General features: G+C 33.7%; 23 protein-coding genes and 1 other annotated feature. All 23 genes read left to right on the top strand.

Annotated features, from left to right (window positions below; all coding sequences use genetic code 11):
* Nucleotides 1-30: 30 nt before the first annotated feature.
* Nucleotides 31-1,047, top strand: coding sequence for a LacI family DNA-binding transcriptional regulator (locus FOD82_RS05575; RefSeq protein WP_144355493.1), 1,017 nt, complete (start codon nt 31-33; stop codon nt 1,045-1,047).
* Between the two features lie 129 nt (nt 1,048-1,176).
* Entirely contained in the window at nt 1,177-2,100 is a 924-nt protein-coding gene (gene rbsK, locus FOD82_RS05570) for a ribokinase (protein WP_144355492.1), read from the top strand.
* 2 nt (nt 2,101-2,102) lie between these two features.
* The gene (gene rbsD / locus FOD82_RS05565; protein ID WP_144355491.1) at nt 2,103-2,498 is read left to right on the top strand and encodes a D-ribose pyranase; all 396 of its coding nucleotides are present in this window, start codon (nt 2,103-2,105) and stop codon (nt 2,496-2,498) included.
* A gap of 24 nt (nt 2,499-2,522) precedes the next feature.
* Nucleotides 2,523-3,413 (top strand): GRP family sugar transporter, encoded by an 891-nt coding sequence (locus FOD82_RS05560; RefSeq protein WP_144355490.1) that lies wholly within the window; start codon nt 2,523-2,525, stop codon nt 3,411-3,413.
* Nucleotides 3,414-3,509: 96 nt separating this feature from the next.
* Nucleotides 3,510-4,853: a DUF2325 domain-containing protein gene (locus tag FOD82_RS05555; RefSeq protein ID WP_144355489.1), complete on the top strand. Its 1,344-nt coding sequence runs from the start codon at nt 3,510-3,512 to the stop codon at nt 4,851-4,853.
* Between the two features lie 96 nt (nt 4,854-4,949).
* Entirely contained in the window at nt 4,950-5,789 is an 840-nt protein-coding gene (locus FOD82_RS05550; RefSeq protein WP_144355488.1) for a YitT family protein, read from the top strand.
* A gap of 62 nt (nt 5,790-5,851) precedes the next feature.
* Nucleotides 5,852-5,932 (top strand) — a sequence feature (ribosomal protein L21 leader region).
* A 13-nt stretch (nt 5,933-5,945) separates the two neighbouring features.
* Nucleotides 5,946-6,257 carry a 50S ribosomal protein L21 gene (rplU, locus tag FOD82_RS05545; RefSeq protein ID WP_144355487.1) on the top strand — a complete coding sequence of 104 codons (312 nt, stop codon included), beginning with the start codon at nt 5,946-5,948 and terminating at the stop codon, nt 6,255-6,257.
* A gap of 18 nt (nt 6,258-6,275) precedes the next feature.
* A complete protein-coding gene (gene rpmA, locus FOD82_RS05540; RefSeq protein ID WP_144355486.1) occupies nt 6,276-6,566 on the top strand; it encodes a 50S ribosomal protein L27 in 291 nt (96 codons plus the stop codon).
* Between the two features lie 69 nt (nt 6,567-6,635).
* Nucleotides 6,636-7,745: an aminopeptidase P family protein gene (locus FOD82_RS05535; RefSeq protein WP_144355485.1), complete on the top strand. Its 1,110-nt coding sequence runs from the start codon at nt 6,636-6,638 to the stop codon at nt 7,743-7,745.
* A gap of 72 nt (nt 7,746-7,817) precedes the next feature.
* Nucleotides 7,818-8,387, top strand: coding sequence for an elongation factor P (gene efp / locus FOD82_RS05530; protein ID WP_144355484.1), 570 nt, complete (start codon nt 7,818-7,820; stop codon nt 8,385-8,387).
* 17 nt (nt 8,388-8,404) lie between these two features.
* The gene (locus tag FOD82_RS05525) at nt 8,405-8,836 is read left to right on the top strand and encodes an Asp23/Gls24 family envelope stress response protein (RefSeq protein WP_144355483.1); all 432 of its coding nucleotides are present in this window, start codon (nt 8,405-8,407) and stop codon (nt 8,834-8,836) included.
* Nucleotides 8,837-9,232, top strand: a complete 396-nt coding sequence (gene nusB / locus FOD82_RS05520; RefSeq protein WP_144355482.1) for a transcription antitermination factor NusB — start codon at nt 8,837-8,839, stop codon at nt 9,230-9,232.
* 56 nt (nt 9,233-9,288) lie between these two features.
* On the top strand, nt 9,289-10,143 hold the full coding sequence (locus tag FOD82_RS05515; RefSeq protein ID WP_144355481.1) for a tetrahydrofolate dehydrogenase/cyclohydrolase catalytic domain-containing protein: 855 nt from the start codon (nt 9,289-9,291) through the stop codon (nt 10,141-10,143).
* Nucleotides 10,127-11,476 (top strand): exodeoxyribonuclease VII large subunit, encoded by a 1,350-nt coding sequence (gene xseA / locus FOD82_RS05510; RefSeq protein ID WP_144355480.1) that lies wholly within the window; start codon nt 10,127-10,129, stop codon nt 11,474-11,476. Before FOD82_RS05515 ends, xseA begins: the two co-directional genes overlap by 17 nt.
* Nucleotides 11,473-11,715, top strand: a complete 243-nt coding sequence (locus tag FOD82_RS05505) for an exodeoxyribonuclease VII small subunit (RefSeq protein WP_144355479.1) — start codon at nt 11,473-11,475, stop codon at nt 11,713-11,715. Before xseA ends, FOD82_RS05505 begins: the two co-directional genes overlap by 4 nt.
* A gap of 2 nt (nt 11,716-11,717) precedes the next feature.
* Entirely contained in the window at nt 11,718-12,587 is an 870-nt protein-coding gene (locus tag FOD82_RS05500) for a polyprenyl synthetase family protein (RefSeq protein ID WP_144355478.1), read from the top strand.
* Nucleotides 12,588-13,400 (top strand): TlyA family RNA methyltransferase, encoded by an 813-nt coding sequence (locus FOD82_RS05495; RefSeq protein ID WP_144355477.1) that lies wholly within the window; start codon nt 12,588-12,590, stop codon nt 13,398-13,400. It begins immediately after the preceding gene.
* An 8-nt stretch (nt 13,401-13,408) separates the two neighbouring features.
* Entirely contained in the window at nt 13,409-15,094 is a 1,686-nt protein-coding gene (gene recN / locus FOD82_RS05490; protein ID WP_144355476.1) for a DNA repair protein RecN, read from the top strand.
* A gap of 136 nt (nt 15,095-15,230) precedes the next feature.
* Complete coding sequence (gmk, locus tag FOD82_RS05485) at nt 15,231-15,845, top strand: guanylate kinase (RefSeq protein WP_144355475.1); 615 nt, start codon at nt 15,231-15,233, stop codon at nt 15,843-15,845.
* A 1-nt stretch (nt 15,846) separates the two neighbouring features.
* A complete protein-coding gene (gene rpoZ / locus FOD82_RS05480) occupies nt 15,847-16,074 on the top strand; it encodes a DNA-directed RNA polymerase subunit omega (RefSeq protein ID WP_144355474.1) in 228 nt (75 codons plus the stop codon).
* A gap of 55 nt (nt 16,075-16,129) precedes the next feature.
* Nucleotides 16,130-18,529, top strand: coding sequence for a primosomal protein N' (gene priA / locus FOD82_RS05475; protein WP_144355473.1), 2,400 nt, complete (start codon nt 16,130-16,132; stop codon nt 18,527-18,529).
* Nucleotides 18,530-18,539: 10 nt separating this feature from the next.
* Nucleotides 18,540-19,484, top strand: coding sequence for a methionyl-tRNA formyltransferase (gene fmt, locus FOD82_RS05470; protein ID WP_144355472.1), 945 nt, complete (start codon nt 18,540-18,542; stop codon nt 19,482-19,484).
* Complete coding sequence (rsmB, locus tag FOD82_RS05465; protein ID WP_144355471.1) at nt 19,471-20,796, top strand: 16S rRNA (cytosine(967)-C(5))-methyltransferase RsmB; 1,326 nt, start codon at nt 19,471-19,473, stop codon at nt 20,794-20,796. Before fmt ends, rsmB begins: the two co-directional genes overlap by 14 nt.

The raw sequence follows: 20,796 nt of genomic DNA, 5'->3' as shown, positions 1-20,796 counted from the left end.
TAACTAGCGCTTTTTGTTTTGGAGAAAAATATGACATTAAAAATGTACGATATTGCCAAACTTGCCGGAGTATCAATAAGCGCTGTTTCAATCGCACTCAATGGTAAAGAAGGCATTAGTCAGGAAACTCGTGAAAAAATTTTTAAGATAATTAATGATACAGGTTATCAACCTCTAAGAAAGCGCAAAAAAGGTGGAATTAGAAAAGTTGCTAGTTGTGATTTGATTATTATTAGCGATGAAAATGGAATAGTTAATCGTAACTATTATAGTTTGCCTTTTTTTGATCATTTGGTGACTAACTTATCTCAAAGTGTAACAGGTTTTGGAACTGACTTAAGAATTAATAATTTGAAAATTGGCCATTTGAAGCAGGACTTAACTTTACTTTTGAAAGCCAAACCTATTACAAATGCAATTGTATTAGGAACTGACTTAAGTAAACAGCAAGTAAAATTTATTAATGAAAAAATTCAGAATGTGGTTTTTCTTGATACATATTTTGAAGAACTTAATTGCGATTTTGTAACGATGGATAATTATCATGCTACTTATCAAGCTGCTGAATACATTCTTAATAAAGGAATTACAAAAGTAGGTTATGCAGCTTTAACTAAAGAAAATGCCAATTTTTTGATGAGAAGAGCAGGATTTTTTTCAGCGCTTGAAGATCATCACATTATGATTAATAAAAATAATTTTTATAAAATAAATCCGCTTGATTTATCACCTGATGCAGTATTGAGAGGTTTTTCTAGTAGAAACTTGCCAGAGGCCATTTTTTGTGAAAATGATTATTTAGCAATTCGAATAATAAAAGAATGTTCCAAATTAAATATTAAAATCCCACAGGACTTAAAAATTATGGGATTTGATGATATTAATGAAAGTCAATTACTGTCTCCATCTTTAACTACGATTCATGTACCAATTGATCAAATAGTTAATCAAGTGATTTTTCAATTACAAAGTCAAGTTGCTGCAAATTCTTGGCAAGCCCAAAAGTCTTTAGTTGGGACAAAAATCATAAAGCGTGAAAGTTTATAAGAAAATTACTAAAATAAGAACTAAAATAGTTCTTTTTACTTTAAATTAGTTTGAAAGCGTTATCACTATATGGAATAATAATTATAACAAATCAAGAAATAAATTTAATGTCAAGTAAAGGAGACTCCCATGACAAAAATCTCAGTTTTAGGAAGTATCAATTTAGACACTACTTTACATATTAATCATATTCCGCTCCCTGGAGAAACTTTACATGTTTCTGAAAAATCAAGTGCTGCAGGTGGCAAGGGCGCCAATCAAGCAGTCAGTGCTCAAAGAAGTGGAGCTGAAGTTAGCTTTATTGGAGCAGTTGGAGTAGATGATGGTGGCAAGTTTATGCTTGAAACAATGAAAAATGAAGGAATTGACTTGTCTCAAGTTAAAGAATTAGACAATGCCGACACAGGAACTGCGACCATTATGCTTGATGAAAATGGTCAAAATAGTATTTTAGTTGATGCAGGCGCAAATGCTAAAGTAGATAGTGATCAAATTAAAGAAGCTAGTGAAACAATTAAGAATAGTGATTATATTATCGCTCAATTTGAAACACCAATTCCTGCTACGATTGAAGCTTTTAAAATTGCTAAGAAAAATGGTGTTACTACTATTTTAAATCCCGCACCTGCTTCAGAAGTTAGTGATGAGCTTTTAAGCGTAACTGATATTATTGCTCCAAATGAAACAGAGAGTGCTGCTATCACTGGTATTGAAGTTGACAATGAAGACAATATGCTCAAAACTGCAGAATACTTTAAGAATAAAGGTGTAAAGATGACTTTAATTACATTAGGTGAGCGTGGAGTATTTTACTGTGATGGCAGTCGTCATGGTTTAGTTCCAGCTCACACTGTAAAGGCAGTTGATACCACTGGAGCTGGTGATACTTTTATTGGGGCAATGAGTGCTGTATTAAATCCAGATTTATCTAACATTGATGAGGCAATTGATTACGGTCAAAAAGCTTCTTCACTTACAGTTCAAAATCTTGGTGCAATGCCATCAATTCCAACTAAAGAAAAAGTAGAAAAAGTTTATGGAAAGGAAAATTAAAAATGAAAAAAACTGGTGTAATGAATTCAAATATTTCTCGTGTAATCGCTGATATGGGCCATATGGACTGGCTTGGAGTTGGAGATGCAGGGACGCCTGTGCCAAAAGATACTGAGAAAATTGATCTTTCAGTTAGAGCTGGTCTTCCATCATTTATTGATGTTTTAAAAGAAGTATTGGTAGAATTAGAAGTTCAAAAAATTTATGTTGCTGAAGAAATTAAGACTGAAAATCCTAAGCAGCTTGAAGAAATTAAAAAAGTTTTACCAGATGTAGAAATTGAATTTATTCCTCATTCTGAATTGAAAAAGGATTTATCTAAATCAAAGGCTTTTATTAGAACTGGTGAAGAAACTCCTTACTCAAATGTTATTTTAGAAAGTGGAGTAATCTTTTAAAATTTAATTGAATAGGTGAAAAATATGAATGGAATTGCTCTTTTAATTGGGCTCGGACCTCTGATTGGGTGGGGATTCTTTCCAACTATTGCATCAAAAATTGGAGGTAAACCGGTTAATCAAATTATCGGTGCAGCCTTTGGGACTTTTATCTTTGCTTTGATTTATGATTTGATTCAAGGTTTAGGTTTGCCAAGTGGGGCGAGTCTCATGTGGTCGATTATTTCAGGGATTGGTTGGGCAAGTGCACAGATTATTACTTTTTATTCATTTACATTGGTTGGATCTTCTCGTGCGATGCCGATTACAACTGCTTTTCAGCTTTTAGGTGCATCTTTATGGGGTGTATTTGCATTAGGTGATTGGCCAAGTTTACCAGATAAGTTGATTGGCTTTATTGCTTTAGTTTTAATTATTATCGGTGCTTGGATGACTACTTGGACTGAAAAAAAGACAGCCGAAGGTAGCTCTAAACTTAAAAAGGCTGTAATTGTTTTATTGATTGGTGAAATTGGTTATTGGGCTTATTCTGCTGCTCCACAAGCTGCACATATTGATGGTTCACGAGCATTTTTACCACAATCAATTGGAATGTGTATTGTAGCTATTGTATATGCAATTTTCTTATGGTTTAAGAATCGTGATGAAAAATTTGCCTTAGCTGAAGCTGTTTCTTATAAACAAATTATTTCAGGTTTCTTCTTTGCTTTTGCAGCATTGACTTATCTTATTTCCGCTCAACCAAATATGAATGGGTTAGCAACCGGATTTATTTTGTCACAAACTTCTGTAGTTTTAGCAACTTTGACTGGAATTTGGATGCTTCATGAAACTAAGACCAAAAAAGAAATGGTAATTACCGTTTTAGGATTGATTTTAATCATTGCAGCCGCTGCAATGACTGTAATTGTATAAATTATAAAGCTGTTGAAAAAATCAACAGCTTTTTTGTTTTATTTACTTTAAGTAAGTTATAATTAGAGAGATGAAAATTAAAATGGGGATGAAAAAATGTTTGATTATCGAAATAACTTAAAAAGAATTTTAATGAAAACAGATGGCGATGATAAAAGTCTAAAGAATAGTTTAGTTGCAATAAAAACTATTATTAATATGGTTGATGAAAATCCTGATAGTTCTAAGGATAATTCAAATAAAGTTAAGTCTAAAAAGATTGCCCAACAAAATCACGCTAATAAAGAAGTTCGAAATTTAATTTTGCAATTAGCAAATTTAATAGAAAATCCTGGCGATAAAAATGCAAAAAATGCTTCTTTATCAGCACTTCATAAGTTAACATTTGAACCTGGAGTTGGAAAAAATTATGGAAATGCTTTAGGTAAACTTGATCAGGCAATTCAAAAATCTACTCCAACAAGTGAAGCTGTTAATAAAAAAATTTTTGAAGATGCAATGAAACCAAAGGAAAAAATTAAGCGTGATTATCGTAAAGGTCGTCGCTACACTGTAATTCGCTTAGTTAGTGGGGCTGATTTAATCAATGATAATGGTGATACTGTTTACACAGTAAAAGAATCGCAAGTTCATCCATTGAATTTGAAAACTGGTGATATTGTGGAGGCTCTAGAAGATAAGACAAATCCAAATTATGAAGCCGAAATTTTACGTGTTGTAGGATTTAGAAAAATGCGCAAGCGCGATTATGATGAAGTGGAAGAATTTAAATATGGTGTAGTCCAAGGGGATACGGGAAGTTTTGCAATTACGCGTAACATTCGCGGTGAAAAATTAAAAATCCGTGGTAAAAGTGTTGTTATCCCAGTTGATTCCAGTTATTATCAAGGTGAAAATATCCATATTGAAGATGGTTCCATTGTTGATTTAGCTTGGTATAGTGGGGATGTTCGATTAAAGAAAAATCCAGCGGATGCAGTCCAAATTCGCTGGATTTATCAAACTGAACAGCCAAGAAGAGTTCAAAATACTAAAAAGAAGAAAGAAAAAACAAACTCTGAAGAAGGACTGACTAAGTTGGATATGGATTTGCACTATCAGCGAGTAGGAATTGCGATTGGGGATAACCAAAATGAAGCCATGCTTGAAAGTATAGTAACTCGCTATAATGGAATACCGATTCCAATTGATGCGTTTGAAGGTAAAAAGAAAGTAATGGAAAAACAAATTAAGGATTTAGATATTGTAATTTTAGTGACAGCTTTTGCAGCCCATGATAGTACTTGGAATATTAGAGAATTTAGTAGTAAATACGGTGCAAAGTTTGCAGTAAGTTCAAGTAAAGGTTATCAATCTTTTGAAAGAGCGCTTTATCGAGCTGAAAATGGTCTTCCTGCTTATGAAGGAAATCAAACTATTGAGTATAAAGTCCAAAGTTAAAATTTTCCTTATTTTTTGTAATTAATATTGATACAGTGTCACAAAGTCGTATACAATATACTTACCTAATTATAATTATAGAGAGGACGCTGGATAATGAAGAGTAATATAAAGAAACGTTCTTGGATGCGTTGGGTGGTTTTTCTTGCTGGACTTGAAATTATTGCCATTTCAATTAACTTGTTTTATGGACCAATCAATATTGCGGCAGGGGGCTCAACTGGTATTTCAATTTTAGTTGATGCAGTTTGGGGAATTAATCGCTCAATTACAGTTTTTGTAGTTAATATCTTAATGTTGATTTTAGCAGCAATATTTTTAGGGAAAAAGACCACTAAAAATATTGCGCTAGGAAGTCTGCTTTTACCTCTTTTAATGGAGATTACGCCTAGTTTTAAGGCAACTAATAATGAGCTTTTAGCAGTGATTTATGGTGGAGCATTAATGGGGCTAGGTGTTTCTTTGCTATATAGAGTTAATGCTTCAAGTGGTGGAACTACGATTCCGCCAATGATTCTTAAAAAATACTTTTATTTAAACTCTGCTACTACCTTGCTATGTATAGACATGGTTATAATTTTCTTAAATATTTTTGTAGATGGTTGGAATGCCTTTTTCTTAGCAGCTTTTTCACAAGTAGTGACTGCAATTACTATGAATTATACTGAGACTGGTTTTGATAAAAAATACCAAGTTCGAATTATGAGTAATGATCATTTAAAAGAAATTCGTGAGATGCTACAAAAAGATTACGTAGGTTTAACTGTTTATAACGTTGTAGGTGGTTATAGCGATGATGATAAGCAGCAACTTTTAATTATTGTAGATACAAATGAATATGGGGCTCTTCTTACAAAAATCCATGAAATTGATGAAGATGCATTTATCGTCACTTCTAATGTAGCCAAAGTTCATGGCGGCCGATGGGGAATCTGATTTTTTTATTGAAAAGTTCTATATTTGGTAGTAAACTGTAGTAGTTGTATTTGTGGAGACCTCCACATCTGCAACCGCACGATTGCGGGTTAGAAGTCTTTCGAAGTAGAAAGCACCCCAATTCGGCGAGTCTAAGTATTTTACGGAGGTGTACAAATGTACGCAATTATTAAGACCGGTGGTAAGCAATACAAGGTTGCTGAAGGTGAAGCAATCTTTGTTGAAAAGCTTGATGCAGAAGAAGGTTCAAACGTTACCTTTGACCAAGTTATCCTTGTAGCTAATGATGGCGATGTTAAAGTTGGTACTCCATTAGTTGAAGGTGCTAAGGTTACTGCTAAAGTTGAAAAGCAAGGCAAGGAAAAGAAAGTTGTAACTTTCAAATACAAGCCAAAGAAGCACTCACACACTAAGTATGGTCACCGTCAACCTTACACTAAGGTTACAGTTGAAAAGATTGAAGCTTAATTCAGAGGTGAAACAATAATGAATATTTTAGGTTTGAAATTATTTGCCCACCACAAGGGTGGCGGTTCTACTGCTAACGGTCGTAACTCAGCTGGTCGTCGTTTAGGCGCAAAAGTTGGTGACGGTCAAGACATCCACGCAGGTTCAATTATTTACCGTCAACGTGGTACTAAGATTCACCCAGGTGCAAATGTTGGTCGCGGTGGCGATGACACTTTGTTTGCATTGGTAAACGGTACTGTTAAGTTTGAACGTCTTGGCAAATACAGAAAGCAAGTTTCTGTTATTCCAGCTGACGAAGCAGAATAAGACAGTTCTAATTAAAAAGGCAGGAGCAAGTAGCTCTTGCCTTTTTTAACATATAAGGGGCTTTTAAAGATGAGCAAAGAACAAGAATTGTTAAGTTTAATTAATCAGCGTATTTTGAAAACGACGAATTTGATAAAAAAAGAAGGTGCAGATGCTTTAATTATTTATAGCGAGCCTAATTATCGTTATCTTACGAATTTTACAGGTGAAGAAGCACAACTAATTTTAACAGCTGCTGGAGATCGAATTTTATTATCAGATTCACGTTTTGCTGATCAAATAAAAGCTCAAGCTCCTGGTGAATTAAATGTTATCATGAAGCACAATAGTGATTATGAAGAAATTAGTAAGATTTTAAAAACTTTAAACTTAAAGAAAGTGCTCATTGAAGGCGAATTTGTTTCAGCTACAGAATATGAAAAGCTTAAACAGCTTAATCCAGAGTTAAACTTTGAGATATGTGAAGAACTAGTTGAGCAAGTTCGTAATGTCAAGGATAAACTTGAAATTGAAGCTTTAAAAAAAGCAATTAATATTTCAATGGAAAGTTTTAATGAAATTTTACCTATGATAAAAGTAGGTGCGAAAGAAAAAGATATTGCAGCTAAGCTTGATTATCTTTTTAAAATTAATGGTGGCGACGGTCCCGATTTTGATACAATTGTTGCCTCTGGTCTGCGTTCTGCTTGGGCTCATGGAGTAGCAAGCGATAAAATAATTGAAGATGGTGACATGATTGTTATTGATTTCGGAAGTTTTTATAATGGTTATGCAGCAGATATTACGCGTACAGTATCTGTAGGAAAAGTTGATCCTGAACTTAAAAAGATTTATGAAATTGTCCTCGAAGCCCAAAGACGTGGCATTGAAAAGGCAACTAGAGGAAACTACGGTAGAGATGTTGATCAAGCAGCTCGTGAATATATTGCTCAAGCTGGATATGGTCAATATTTTGGACATGGAATTGGTCATGGTATCGGATTAGAACTTCATGAATTATGTCAGCCATCTATGCCTTTTGCTAAGCAAAAATTAACAGATAATATGATTCATACTGTTGAACCGGGAATTTATCTTCCAGAAAAAGGTGGCGTTAGGATAGAAGATGATGTTTTGATTAATGGTGAAGAACCTGAAGTTTTATCTAATTTGCCAAAAAATGAATTACTTTCTCTATAAATCTGAAGATTATTTATAGCCAAATCGCGCTTAAATTGGTAACATAGATAGTGTAGAAATGAGGGAACTAATATGACAATGATTTCAGTTAACGAATTCAAGAACGGCTTAACTATTCAATATAACAATGATTTATGGCGTATCATTGAATTCCAACACGTAAAACCAGGTAAGGGTAGTGCCTTTGTACGTTCAAAGCTTAAGAGTTTACGTACTGGTGCAGTTCAAGAAAATACTTTCCGTTCAACTGCTAAAGTTGAAACTGCCGATATCCAAACCAAGTCAATGCAATACTTATACAATGACGGTTCAAGTTATGTATTTATGGATACTTCAACTTATGACCAATTAGCAATTCCAAATGAACAAGTTGAAGAAGAATCCAAGTACTTACTTGAAAATATGAATGTTAGTGTAATTACGCACGAAGGTGAAACTTTAGGTATTCAATTGCCTAACACAGTTGACCTTAAGGTAGCTAAGACTGAACCAAATATTAAAGGTGATACTTCATCAGGTGGTGGTAAGCCTGCAACTATGGAAACTGGTTTAGTAGTTAATGTTCCATTCTTTATTAATGAAGGCGATGTATTGACTATTAACACAGCTGATGGTAGTTACGTATCACGTGCTAATAAGTAGTTTTTTGAGGTAATATTATGGCAGATAGTTCAAAAATTCTCTTAAGCGGCGAAGAAAACGGCGAACAAATTAAGATAGATCCTAGTGTTCTTGAAGTTATTTTGGGCATTGCTGCTGAAAAAATTGATGGCGTTGCTGGAATGCGTGGCAGTCTTAAGTCTGGTCTTAATTGGGTTCTAGGACGAGAAGACCGCGGTAAAGGTGTAAATGTAAGTGTTGACGATGATAAAAAATTAGTCGCTGATGTTTATGTTTACCTTAACAGCGGTGTCAATGTTCCAGTTGTAGCAACTAATTTGCAAAAAGCACTAAAAGCACAGCTTGTTCAAATGACTGATCTTGAACTTAAAGCAATTAATGTTCATGTGGTGTGCCTTGTTTTTCCAGAAGATGAGAAGAATGCAGAAGAGGTCACTTCAGAGCTGTTTCCGGAGGATAAAGATAAGTAAATGAATCAACACGAAAGTCGTAAGGTTGCAATGCAAGCAGTATACTTGGCAAATCAAGAACCAACTTACTCTGCTGCAGAAGTTGAAGCCAAAACCGTACAAACGCTTGATTTAAAAGAGCTTTCTGCCTATTCAAAGACTCTTATTGAAAGCATTATTGCAAAGCGTAGTGAACTTGAAGATGAAATTTCTAGTCACTTAAAAAAGGGCTGGAAGTTATCTAGAATCAATCAAACTACAATTGCAATTTTGGAAGTTGCTTTATACGAAATTAAGTATAGTGACGAAATTGAGCCTAAGGCAGCGGTTAGTGAAGCTTTAAACTTATGTGATGAATTTGCTGATCCAAAGGCAAAGCCATTTGTTAATGGGATTTTAGCAAACTTCGTTAAATAATAAAACTAATAGCCGGCATTTTGCCGGCTATTTTTGCTATGAAAGGAACTGATTAAATGGGAAAAATTCTTGATGGAAAAGCTTTTGCAAATTTACGAGCAGAAAAATTAAAGAAAAAAGTAGAAGAATTAAAAGCTGAGGGAATTGAACCATATTTTTGCGTAATTAATATTGGAGACAATCCTGCTAGCAAAGTTTATGTCCATACTAAAAAGCGTCGCGCTGAGAGTGTTGGAATAATTCAAAAAATTTATCAATTACCTAAAACTGAAACAGAGGAAGAAGTTTTGGCATTAATTGATAAATTAAATGCTGATCCTAAAGTACATGGAATAATGGTTCAGCTTCCTGCACCAGATCACATTAATGTTAATCGAGTTCTTGAACGAATTGACCCAGAAAAAGATGTAGATGGTCTAACTCCAAGTAATATTGGGCGTTTATGGCAGGAGGATCATTTTGTAGAACCTGCTACTGCCGATGGTATTATGGCATTATTAGATTATTATGGAGTTAACTTAGAGGGGAAAAATGCTGTGATTATTGGTCGCAGCAATATTGTTGGTAAGCCCTTAGCAGCTTTAATGCTTGAAAAAAATGCTACAGTTTCTATCCTTCATTTAGCAACTAAAAATTTATCTGAATATACTAAAATGGCAGATATTTTAGTTTCTGCGGCTGGTCAAGCTAATTTGGTAACTGGCGATATGGTAAAAGATGGCGCAATAGTTATTGATGTGGGTATTAATCATATTAATGGTCATTTAGTAGGAGATGTTGCTTTTAATGAAGTTGAACCTAAAGCCAGCATGATTACTCCAGTTCCTGGTGGAGTAGGTCCGTTAACTGTTGAATTTTTGATGGAGCAAGTTATTAAGTTAACAAGGAGAGCTTATGACAAGCGAAAATAATTATTTAACAGTTACGGATTTGAATTATTATATTACACAAAAATTCAAAAATGACCCTTATTTACATAAAGTGTTTTTACAAGGTGAGTTATCTAATTTTCGCTTTCGTAGAAATTCCCATCAATATTTTTCATTAAAAGATGAAAAGTCAAAAATCAATGTAGTAATGTTTCGTTCCTTTTTTGATAAGGTGAAATTTAAACCAGAAGAGGGGATGAAAGTTTACGTTGTTGGATATGTAAGTGTATATGGACCACAAGGTTCATATCAATTTTATGCAGAGCAAATGGAGCCAGCCGGGCTTGGAGCATTATATGAGCAATTTAAACAACTTCAAGCAAAATTAAGTAATGAAGGTTTATTTAATCTAGACCATAAAAGACAATTACCTCATTTTCCTGATAAAATTGCTGTTGTCACTAGTGCATCTGGGGCAGTAATTCATGATATTATGGTTACTGCTAATCGTCGTTTTCCTCATGCTGAAATTGATTTGTTTCCAGCTCAAGTACAAGGAGAACTAGCTGCGGATTCTTTAGTGAATGCAATGAAACAAATTGCAGCTAAAAAAGATGAATATGATGTTATGATAATTGGACGTGGGGGCGGTTCTTTAGAAGATTTATGGCCATTTAATGAAGAAGAGGTAGTAAGGGCAGTCTATAATATGCCTATTCCTGTTATTTCTTCAGTAGGACATGAAACTGATACTACTCTTTGTGATTTGGCAGCTGATCAACGTGCCGCTACTCCTACAGCAGCTGCGGAATATGCAACACCCAATTTATCAGATGAATTGATTAAATTACATCAACTTGAAAGTAGGATGCAGGCAAGTATTCAGTCACTAATTAGACAAAAGCGTGAAAGGCTAAATCAAATTAATAATTCTATTGTTATGCGTGAACCGACTAGACTTTATGATCAACAGATACAGATGGTTGATATATTAAAAAATCGCTTGCAAAGTAGCATAAAAAATGTGTTAAATACTTCACATCAAGATTATAATTTGTTGAAGCAGCGTTTATTAAGTGCAAATCCCGATAAAAAAATTGTGCGCTTGCAACAAGAAAATGTTTTTTATCAAAAGCAACTTTTTGATAATATAAAACATTATTTAGTAAATAAGAGAAATACTTTTTCACAGGTTGTTCAGCAGCTTGATGATTATAGTCCATTGAAAACATTAGAGCGTGGATATGTATATGTGACTGATGATAAAAGCAAAACTGTCAGCTCTATTGAGCACATATCAGAAAAAGAAGAGTTGAATTTGCATTTTAAAGATGGCGAGGCCACTGCAACTGTAGAAACAATAAGGAGAAAATAATGGCAGCTAAAAATAATTTTGAAAGTCAATTAACAGAATTAGAAAAAATCGTTAATAATCTTGAAAATGGAAATGTTCCTTTAGAAGATGCCCTTAAGGAATTTCAAGAAGGGGTACAAATTAGCCGAGATTTAGATAAAAAGTTAACACAAGCCGAAGAAACAGTAGCTAAGTTAATTGATAGCGATGGCAGTGAACGTCGTCTTGATCCAACTAATGCAAGTGCACCCGAGGAATAGTTATGACAGCATTTCAATATTTTAAAGATCAGTGGACACCAGTAATTAATGATTATTTAGAAAAAAATTTATCTGAAACTATCCATAATAAAAAAATTAGTCAAATAATGGCTTATTCAGTTATGGCTGGGGGAAAAAGATTAAGACCATTATTATTTTTATCAACTTTAAACTCTTTGGGACAAGAAATTGATGAAAATGCGATTCAAATTGCCTGTGGAATTGAATTAATTCATACCTATTCATTAATTCATGATGATTTACCAGCAATGGATAACGATGATTATCGTCGAGGTAAATTAACAAGTCACAAAAAATGGGGAGAAGCAGAAGCTATTTTAGCAGGGGATGCTTTGTTGCCTTTAGGAATTCAATGGATTGCAGAAGGAAGTGATTCTGCTAGACTTGTAACTGTTATTACTCAGGCTATTGGCCCAAACGGAATGGTGGGGGGTCAATATTTAGATATCGATTCTACAAATAATGAAAAAGTTGCTAATGACGCCAATTTTATCAATGAAATGGAATGGCTTAAAACAGGATGCTTAATTGAGGCTAGTGTTCAAATGGCGGCAATTTATGCTCATGCTGATGATATTAAACAAGTAAAATTAATTGATTTTGCGCGTGAGTTTGGACGTGCTTATCAAATTTATGATGATTTAGTAGATGTTGTTGAAACTACTCAAGAAGCAGGAAAAGCAACCCACAAAGATGAAGAAGAGGGTAAAAATAATACCCTTACCCTCCTTGGAATCGATAAAAGTCGTAAAGAGCTGCAAAATTTGATTGATCAAGCAAAAAAAGATTTACAAGACTTAAATAATGAAGTATTAGTTGGATTTTTGGATCTTTATAAAAAGGTATTATAAATGGCAAAAGAAAGAGCAGATATATTATTAGCAGAACAAGGGATTTTTCATTCTAGAACTCAAGCTCAGCGTGCAATTATGGCAGGTTTGGTATCTGATCATAATCATCAAAGAATTGATAAGAGTGGGACTAAATTTCCAAAAGATGAAAAGTTTTACGTAAAAGACGATGGTAAAAAGTATGTTTCTCGTGGAGGCTTTAAACTAGAAAAGGCACTAAAAGTTTTTAACATTGATTTGACAAATAAAATTTGTCTTGATATCGGTGCTTCAACTGGTGGTTTTACTGATGTAGCTTTACAAAATGGTGCTAAAATGGTTTACGCTTTGGACGTAGGTTATAATCAATTAGCTTGGCAGCTTCGAGATGATCCGCGTGTTATTGTAATGGAAAAGCAAAATTTCCGTTATAGTAAACCTGAAGACTTTGAAGAAGGAATGCCAGATTTTGCAATGACCGATGTTTCATTTATTTCTTTGGATTTGATCATGCCACCAATGTATGCGATTTTAAAAGATAAGTGTGATGCAGTTTGCTTAATTAAGCCTCAATTTGAAGCTGGTCCTGAAAATGTAGGTAAACATGGAATCGTTCATGATCATGAAGTTCATAAGGATGTTATTGAACATACTATGAATGAAGCAATGAAAATTGGTTTTAATGTATTAGGTGTTGACTATTCTCCAATCAAGGGTGGAAAAGGAAATATCGAATTTTTAATTCATTTACAAAAAGATGAATTAGCAGGTGGTCAAAATCTTTGGACTGGAACTCCAGAAGAAGTTGTAGCTAATGCGGTAAGTGGGCTCTAGGTGAAGGTATGCTTATTGAACTGGATATTGAAAATTTTGCAATAATTAAAACTTTAAAAGTTCGCTTTCAAGAAAATATGACGGTTTTAATTGGAGAAACTGGTGCGGGTAAGTCAATTTTAATTGATGCTGTTTCACTTTTAATGGGTGGAAGAGGTCAAAAAGAAATGATTCGTTCCGGTGAAAAAAAAGCCGTTATCACTGGTTTATTTGAATTAGAAGAGCAAAAAGACAAGATTTCTGAATTATGTAATAAATATGGCTTGCCCCATGATGATAATCAATTAATTGTAAGTAGAGAATTAGCTGTTAAAGGTCGTAATGTTGTTAGAATTAATGGACAATTAACTACGATTAATATTTTAAGAGAAATTGGTAAGTATTTAGTTGATATTCATGGACAGAATGACCAACAAATGCTAATGAATCAAGATCGTCAAATATATTTAGTGGATGACTATGCTTCTGAAGATTTCAAGCAGAAGTTACTTCAATATCAAGAAAATTATCATAAATGGCAAAAGTTAACTGCTCGATTGCGTCATCTTCGCCAAGATGCACAAGAACTGGCGCAAAAGCAAGATATATTGCAGTTTCAAAATGATGAGTTAGATGCTGCTAACTTAGAAGATCCAAAGGAAGATGAAAAACTTGAAGAAGAGTTTAATGAACTTAATAACTATCAAAAAATAGCAGATAGTGCCCAGTTTTTTATGCAGTTATATGACGATGATGAACACGGTCTCGCTACTTTATTAAGTGATGCACAAAATGCTGCGCAAGATTTGACTGAATTTGGTAATAAATTTAAGGATTTCGCTAAAAGTGTTGATGATGGTGTGTTTGCTTTAGGGGATGCCAGAAGTGAATTATCAAGTTTAATGGATCAATTAGATTTTGATGAAGAAAGATTTCAATATGTGACTACTCGCTTGGATACGTTAAATTCATTAAAAAAGAAGTATGGCCCAACTTTAGAAGATGTATTTAAGTTTTATGAAAATATTCAACGAGAACTTAAACAATTTGAAACTGGTGGCTTGGATGAAGAAGAAATTCAAACTGAATTATCAAATTTAGAAAAAATAATGTCTAAGCAAGCAAATGAATTACATCGGAGTCGTGAAGAAGTTGCTCATATTTTAGAAGAAAAAATTAAGAGAGAACTTGCAGACCTTTATATGGAAAAGGTAAGATTTGCGATTAATTTTGAAGAAAGTAAATCTTTTAATGAAAATGGTACAGATTATATTTCATTTTTAATTGCTCCTAATCCCGGTGAAGATTTAATGCCACTTGTAAAAATCGTGTCTGGTGGGGAACAATCAAGATTGATTTTGGCTTTAAAAGCAATTTTTAGTCAAGTAGAACCGGTGGGAACTATGATTTTTGATGAAATTGATACAGGTGTTTCTGGTAGAGTATCAGCTGCGATTGGGCGTAAGATGCATTCCATTGCAAAAAACAAGCAGGTTATTACGATTACACACTCTCCTCAAGTAGCTGCAGCTGGTGATCATCGATATTTAGTTGCTAAAAAAGTTCAAGATGGGGCAACTTTTACGCAAGTTGGTCCTTTGACAAAAGAAGAAACAATCACTGCAATTGCACAAATGATGGCAGGTAAAAATATAACAGATGCTGCTAAACAAAATGCGCTGGATTTAATGAAAAGTTTTAAAACTGATAAATAAACAGAGGGATGCAAATAATTGCAAACTTCTGTTTTTTATTTTTGTAAAATAAAACCTTTTTTCTAAGGTTAAGACTTGAAAAAGAAACTATTTTAGTGCAAACTAAATATATTAGATATTTCTAGGAGTGTTCGGCATGGCAGATAAAGGTTTGTTACTCGTCCTTTCGGGTCCTTCGGGTGTTGGTAAAGGAACCGTTAAAAGCGCAATTGTTGAAAATAAGGTGTTTCCTTTTGAATATTCTGTTTCAATGACTACGCGTAAGCCTCGTCCTGGCGAAGTGGATGGAGTAGATTATTATTTCGTAAGTCGTGAGAGATTCCAAGAAGCTATTAACCAAGGAGAGCTTCTGGAATATAATGAATACGTAGGTAATTTTTATGGCACACCTGTTGCACCAGTTAAAAAAATGTTAGAAGAAGGCAAAGATGTTTTGCTTGAAATTGATGTTAATGGTGCACAAAAGGTCCGTGAAAAAATGCCAGATGGCGTATTCATTTTCTTAACGCCGCCAGATTTGCATACTTTGCATATGCGTCTTGAAAATAGAGGCACTGAATCTGAAGATGTGATTATGGGAAGAATTAAGCAAGCGCGCAAAGAAATTTTAGTAATGCAAGATTACGACTATGCCGTGGTTAATGATACTGTTGCAAATGCAGTTGATCATATCAAGGCAATCGTTGATGCTGAACACGTCAGTGTTAAGCGAGTTATCGATGACTACCGTAAAATGGTCAGGGAGGATTAATATGAGAATTACATACCCATCAATTGATAAATTATTGTCTCGCGTTGATTCGCGTTATTCATTATCAGTACTTGCTGCCAAACGTGCACATGAACTTGAAGCAGGAGTACCACCAACACTTGAACACTTTAAATGTGACAAGTCTGTAGGTCGAGCTCTTGAAGAAATTGCAGCTGGTAAGGTTACAGTTGATCCAGCTCACCGCGAGGTTAACCTGGTAGATGAATAAAAGTTAATGACCTCCATCAAATAGATGGGGGTCATTTTTTACAAAAGGAATTTAAATGATTGCGCAAGTTATTGTAGATATTGCAGCTAAACAAACTGATAGAATTTTTGAATACCATATCCCATCTGAATTACCAGATGTTAAAGTAGGGTCGCGAGTTGTTGTACCATTTGGACCAAGAAAATTGCAAGGTTTTGTTGTTGGAATCAGTGAAAGTAGCAACTTTTCAGGAAAATTGCGTGACTTATTATTGGTAGTTGATGAAATGCCACCCCTTACTCCTGAGCTTGTAGAACTGTCAGCAGAATTAGCTAGAGAAGTTTTTTCTTATCGAATTACAATTTTAAAGGCAATGCTTCCACGTGTAATGAGAGCGAATTATCGAAAAATTTTGAGTCCTATAAGTGAAAAAGCTAAAAAAATGCCCTATTTTCAAGGAAATCCAATTGATTTAAATAGGATAAATGATATTAAAGAAATTTCTTTTGTACATAAGCTGCTAAAATCGCAAGATGCTAAAATTGAGTATATAGTAGAAAATAAGGCTAAAACTAAGACTGAAAATCAATATATATTAACCAAATCTAAAGAAGAGTATCTAACAATTTATAATTCTTTAAGACACAACGCTACTAATCAAAAGCGTTTATTAATGGACATCATACAAAATTATACTTCTTATCCTAAAATGCAAAATATTCTTGAAAACGATGCTCAAATTAATGCTGCTACTTTAGCTAATGCAGTTAATAAAAATTGGCTTCAAAAAAAGAAAATAGAAGTATATCGTAATCCCTTAGCCGGTTTTAAAGATAATAAAAATATTTCTAAAAACATTAAATTAAATGATGAGCAAAAAATAGCTCTTAAACAGATTAATTCTTCTATTAAAAATAAAGAATCAAAAACTTATTTATTGGAAGGAATTACTGGAAGTGGTAAAACAGAAGTATATCTACATGCTATTAGCCAGGCTTTGGAAAATAGAAGAAATGCTTTGATGTTAGTACCGGAAATTTCTTTAACTCCACAAATGGTTTCACAAGTTAAAGAAAGATTTGGACAAGAAGTAGCTGTACTTCATAGCGGACTTTCTGAAGGGGAATTGTATGATGAATGGCGCCGAATTCGTAGAGGAGAAACTAGAGTAGTTGTTGGAGCAAGGAGTGCAGTTTTTGCACCGCTTAAAAATATTGGATTGATTGTAATTGATGAAGAACATGAATCTTCATATAAGCAAGATTCTGATCCACGTTATCATGCCCGTGACGTGGCATTATGGCGTAGTAAGTATAATAATTGCCCCCTTGTTTTAGGAAGTGCTACTCCGTCACTGGGAAGTCGGGCTCGAGCTCAAAAAGGAGTATATACTTTACTTAAATTAACCAAAAGAGCAAATCAAAAGAAATTGCCACAAGTTAAATTAATTGATCTAAAGCATGTAGAATTTGCAGGAGGTCAGTTTGATATATCAACAGACTTATTTAATGCTATTAAAAAGCGTTTAGCCAAAAATGAACAAACTATTTTAATGCTTAATAGGCGTGGGTTTGCTAATTTTATGCTTTGTCGAGAATGCGGCTTTGTTTTAAAATGTCCTAATTGTGATTTATCTTTGACGATGCATAAAGATACTAATCAAATGCAATGTCATTATTGTGGTTATAGTGAGAAAATCCCGCAACTTTGTCCTAATTGTCAATCAAATAAAATTCGCTTTTTAGGAACGGGTACACAAAAAGTTCAAGAAGAATTAGAAGAACTGCTTCCAGAAGCGAAGATCTTGCGAATGGATGTAGATACTACTAGAAGAAAAGGTAGCTATAAAAAAATTTTGGATAAGTTTGGCAATCATGAAGCAGATATTCTTTTAGGAACTCAAATGATTGCAAAAGGTTTAGACTTTCCTAATGTAACCCTAGTTGGGGTAATAAACGCAGATACTGGTTTATGGCTGCCAGATTATAATGCATCTGAGAAGACTTTTGAACTGTTAACGCAAGTGGCAGGACGTGCAGGACGTGCAGATAAAACTGGCGAAGTTCTTATTCAAACTTATAATCCTGAGCATTATGCAATTCAATTAGCGCAATCACAAAATTATGAACAATTTTATAATTATGAAATGCATGTACGACATGAAGGAGATTATCCACCATATTTTTATACAGTTTTAATTTCAATTGCATCTAAAAATGAACAAAATGCTGCACGACAAGCTTTTAAAATTAAACGAAAGCTTCAAAATAATTTACATGCTAATGCAATTATTTTGGGACCAACACCAAGTGCAATTTCTCGTTTAAAAAATCAGTATTATTATCAAATACTGGTAAAATATAAAAAAGAGGAAAATTTAAATAATTTGCTGCATCAAATTCAAGATTCAGCACAAGAGATTAAAAAATATGGCTTAAATGTCTATATTGATAATGAACCAGAAAGAATTATGTAAGGAGAAAATTATGACATCAATAATTTTTATGGGAACACCTAACTTTGCTGTTCCAGTTTTGGAAGGACTAGTTAATAAAGGCTACGATGTAAAAGCAGTAGTTACACAACCTGATAAAAAGGTAGGGCGTAAACAAAAAATTACTAAAACACCTGCTAAAATTGCTGCAGAAAAATTAAATATTCCAGTATATCAGCCAGCTAAACTATCTGGTTCAGATGAAATGAATGAATTAATTAAAATGAATGCTGATTTTATTGTTACTGCAGCTTACGGTCAATTTTTACCAACGAAATTTTTAAATTCAGTAAAAATTGCAGCAGTCAATGTTCATGGCTCTCTTTTACCAAAATATCGTGGTGGAGCTCCAATTCAATATTCACTAATTAATGGTGATAAGCAAACTGGAGTAACTATCATGGAAATGGTCAAGAAAATGGATGCTGGTGATATGTACGCTCAAAAGGCTATCGATATAGAAGAAGAGGATACTGCAGGAACAATTTTTGAAAAGCTATCTTATTTAGGTCGCGATCTTTTATTAGAAACTTTACCTAAAATCGAAGATGGAAGTGCAGAAAAAATCCCTCAAAATGAAGCTGAAGTTGTATTTTCACCAAATATTAAAAAGTCTCAAGAACAAATTACTACTAAAATGACTGCCCAAGAAGCTAATAATTTGCTTCGTGGACTTAATCCAGATCCAGGCGCTTATATGATTGTGGATAATAAGCGACTTAAAGTTTGGAAAGCAGAAGTAGCTTCTGATAAGACTGACTTAGAAGCAGGAAGTTTAGTAGATAATAAAGACAGATTTGCTATTAGCTTTGCTAACGGAACGGTTCTTAATTTACTTGAGCTCCAACCTGCTGGAAAGAAAAGAATGCCAGTTAAGAATTTCTTAAATGGTCAAGGTAGCAAGTTTACGATAGGAGAAAAAATTGTCGACGACTAAGACTGCGCGTTCAATAGCGCTTAATACTTTAATTCGTGTGTTAGAAGATGGTTCATATTCAAATATCAGTTTGAATAACAGCTTGAAAAATTCGCACCTTTCACAAGCTGATCAAAACTTAGCTACAAAATTAGTTTATGGAACTATACAATATAAAATTTATCTAGAATATCAATTTAAAGGTTTAATAAAAACTAAAATCACAGAAAAATATATTATGCCACTTCTGTTAATGTCGGCATATCAGATTTTTTTCTTAGATAAAGTACCTAATCGAGCAATTTTAGATGAAGCAAATAAACTAGCTAAACAATTTGGAAAGCATCATTCATCAGGCTTTAGATTAGTTAATGGTATTTTACGAGCATTGACACGCAGAGGTGAAATTTTACCTAGTCCAAAAGATAGCCTTAAGTATATAAGCGTGAAAGAAAGTATGCCAATTTGGTTAGTGGAATATTTTGTTAAAAACTGGGGTAAAAAACGAACAGAGAGCATTTTGGCTAGTTTTAATGAAAATGCTAAAAATAGTGTTCGTTTATCTAGCTTAGTAGATCAAAAGAAAACTTTTATTGAATTGAAAAAAATAGGGTTTGACCCAGAATATTCTAGTTTATCTAGTCATGATGTGATTTTAAGTCATGGTGGAATAATTGACACTGACTTATTTAAAAATGGAGCTTTGACAATTCAAGATGAAGCAGCTAGCTTAGTGGCAGATGTTTTTGACATTAATGGTAATGAAAAAGTATTAGATGCTTGCAGTGCTCCGGGGGGCAAGACTATTCAAATTGCTGAAAAATTAAATGAAGGTAGTGTAACTGCATTAGACATCCATGAAAAGAAGTTAAAATTAGTGCGTCAAAATGCTCAAAGAATGGGTGTAAATGAAAGAGTAACTACCAAAGGTGTAGATGCTCGCAAAGCGCATGAATACTTTTCAAAGCAACAATTTGATAGAATACTAGTAGATGCACCATGTTCAGGATTAGGGCTTCTTAGAAGAAAGCCTGAAATTAGATATTCGAAAAAATTGGATGATTTACTTAATTTACAAAAAATCCAATTAGATATATTGGATTCTATTGCTCCACTTCTGAAAAAAGAAGGCGAGTTAGTGTATTCAACTTGCACTATTTCTGTTGAAGAAGATGAAGAAGTGGTAGAAAAGTTTTTACAAAGACATCCCGATTTTGAATTGGCTCCATTTAAGTTAGAAAAAGTAGCATCCAAAACAGGAATGTTAAAAATTTTACCAGATAGCTATGGTAGTGATGGCTTCTTTATAGCCAAGTTTAAATTGCGAGGTTAG

The organism is Lactobacillus sp. LL6 (genome assembly GCF_007570935.1).
In the GTDB taxonomy this organism is placed as follows: domain Bacteria; phylum Bacillota; class Bacilli; order Lactobacillales; family Lactobacillaceae; genus Lactobacillus.
Note: the sequence above shows the minus strand (reverse complement) of the source record. Positions and strands in the feature narration are given on the sequence as shown.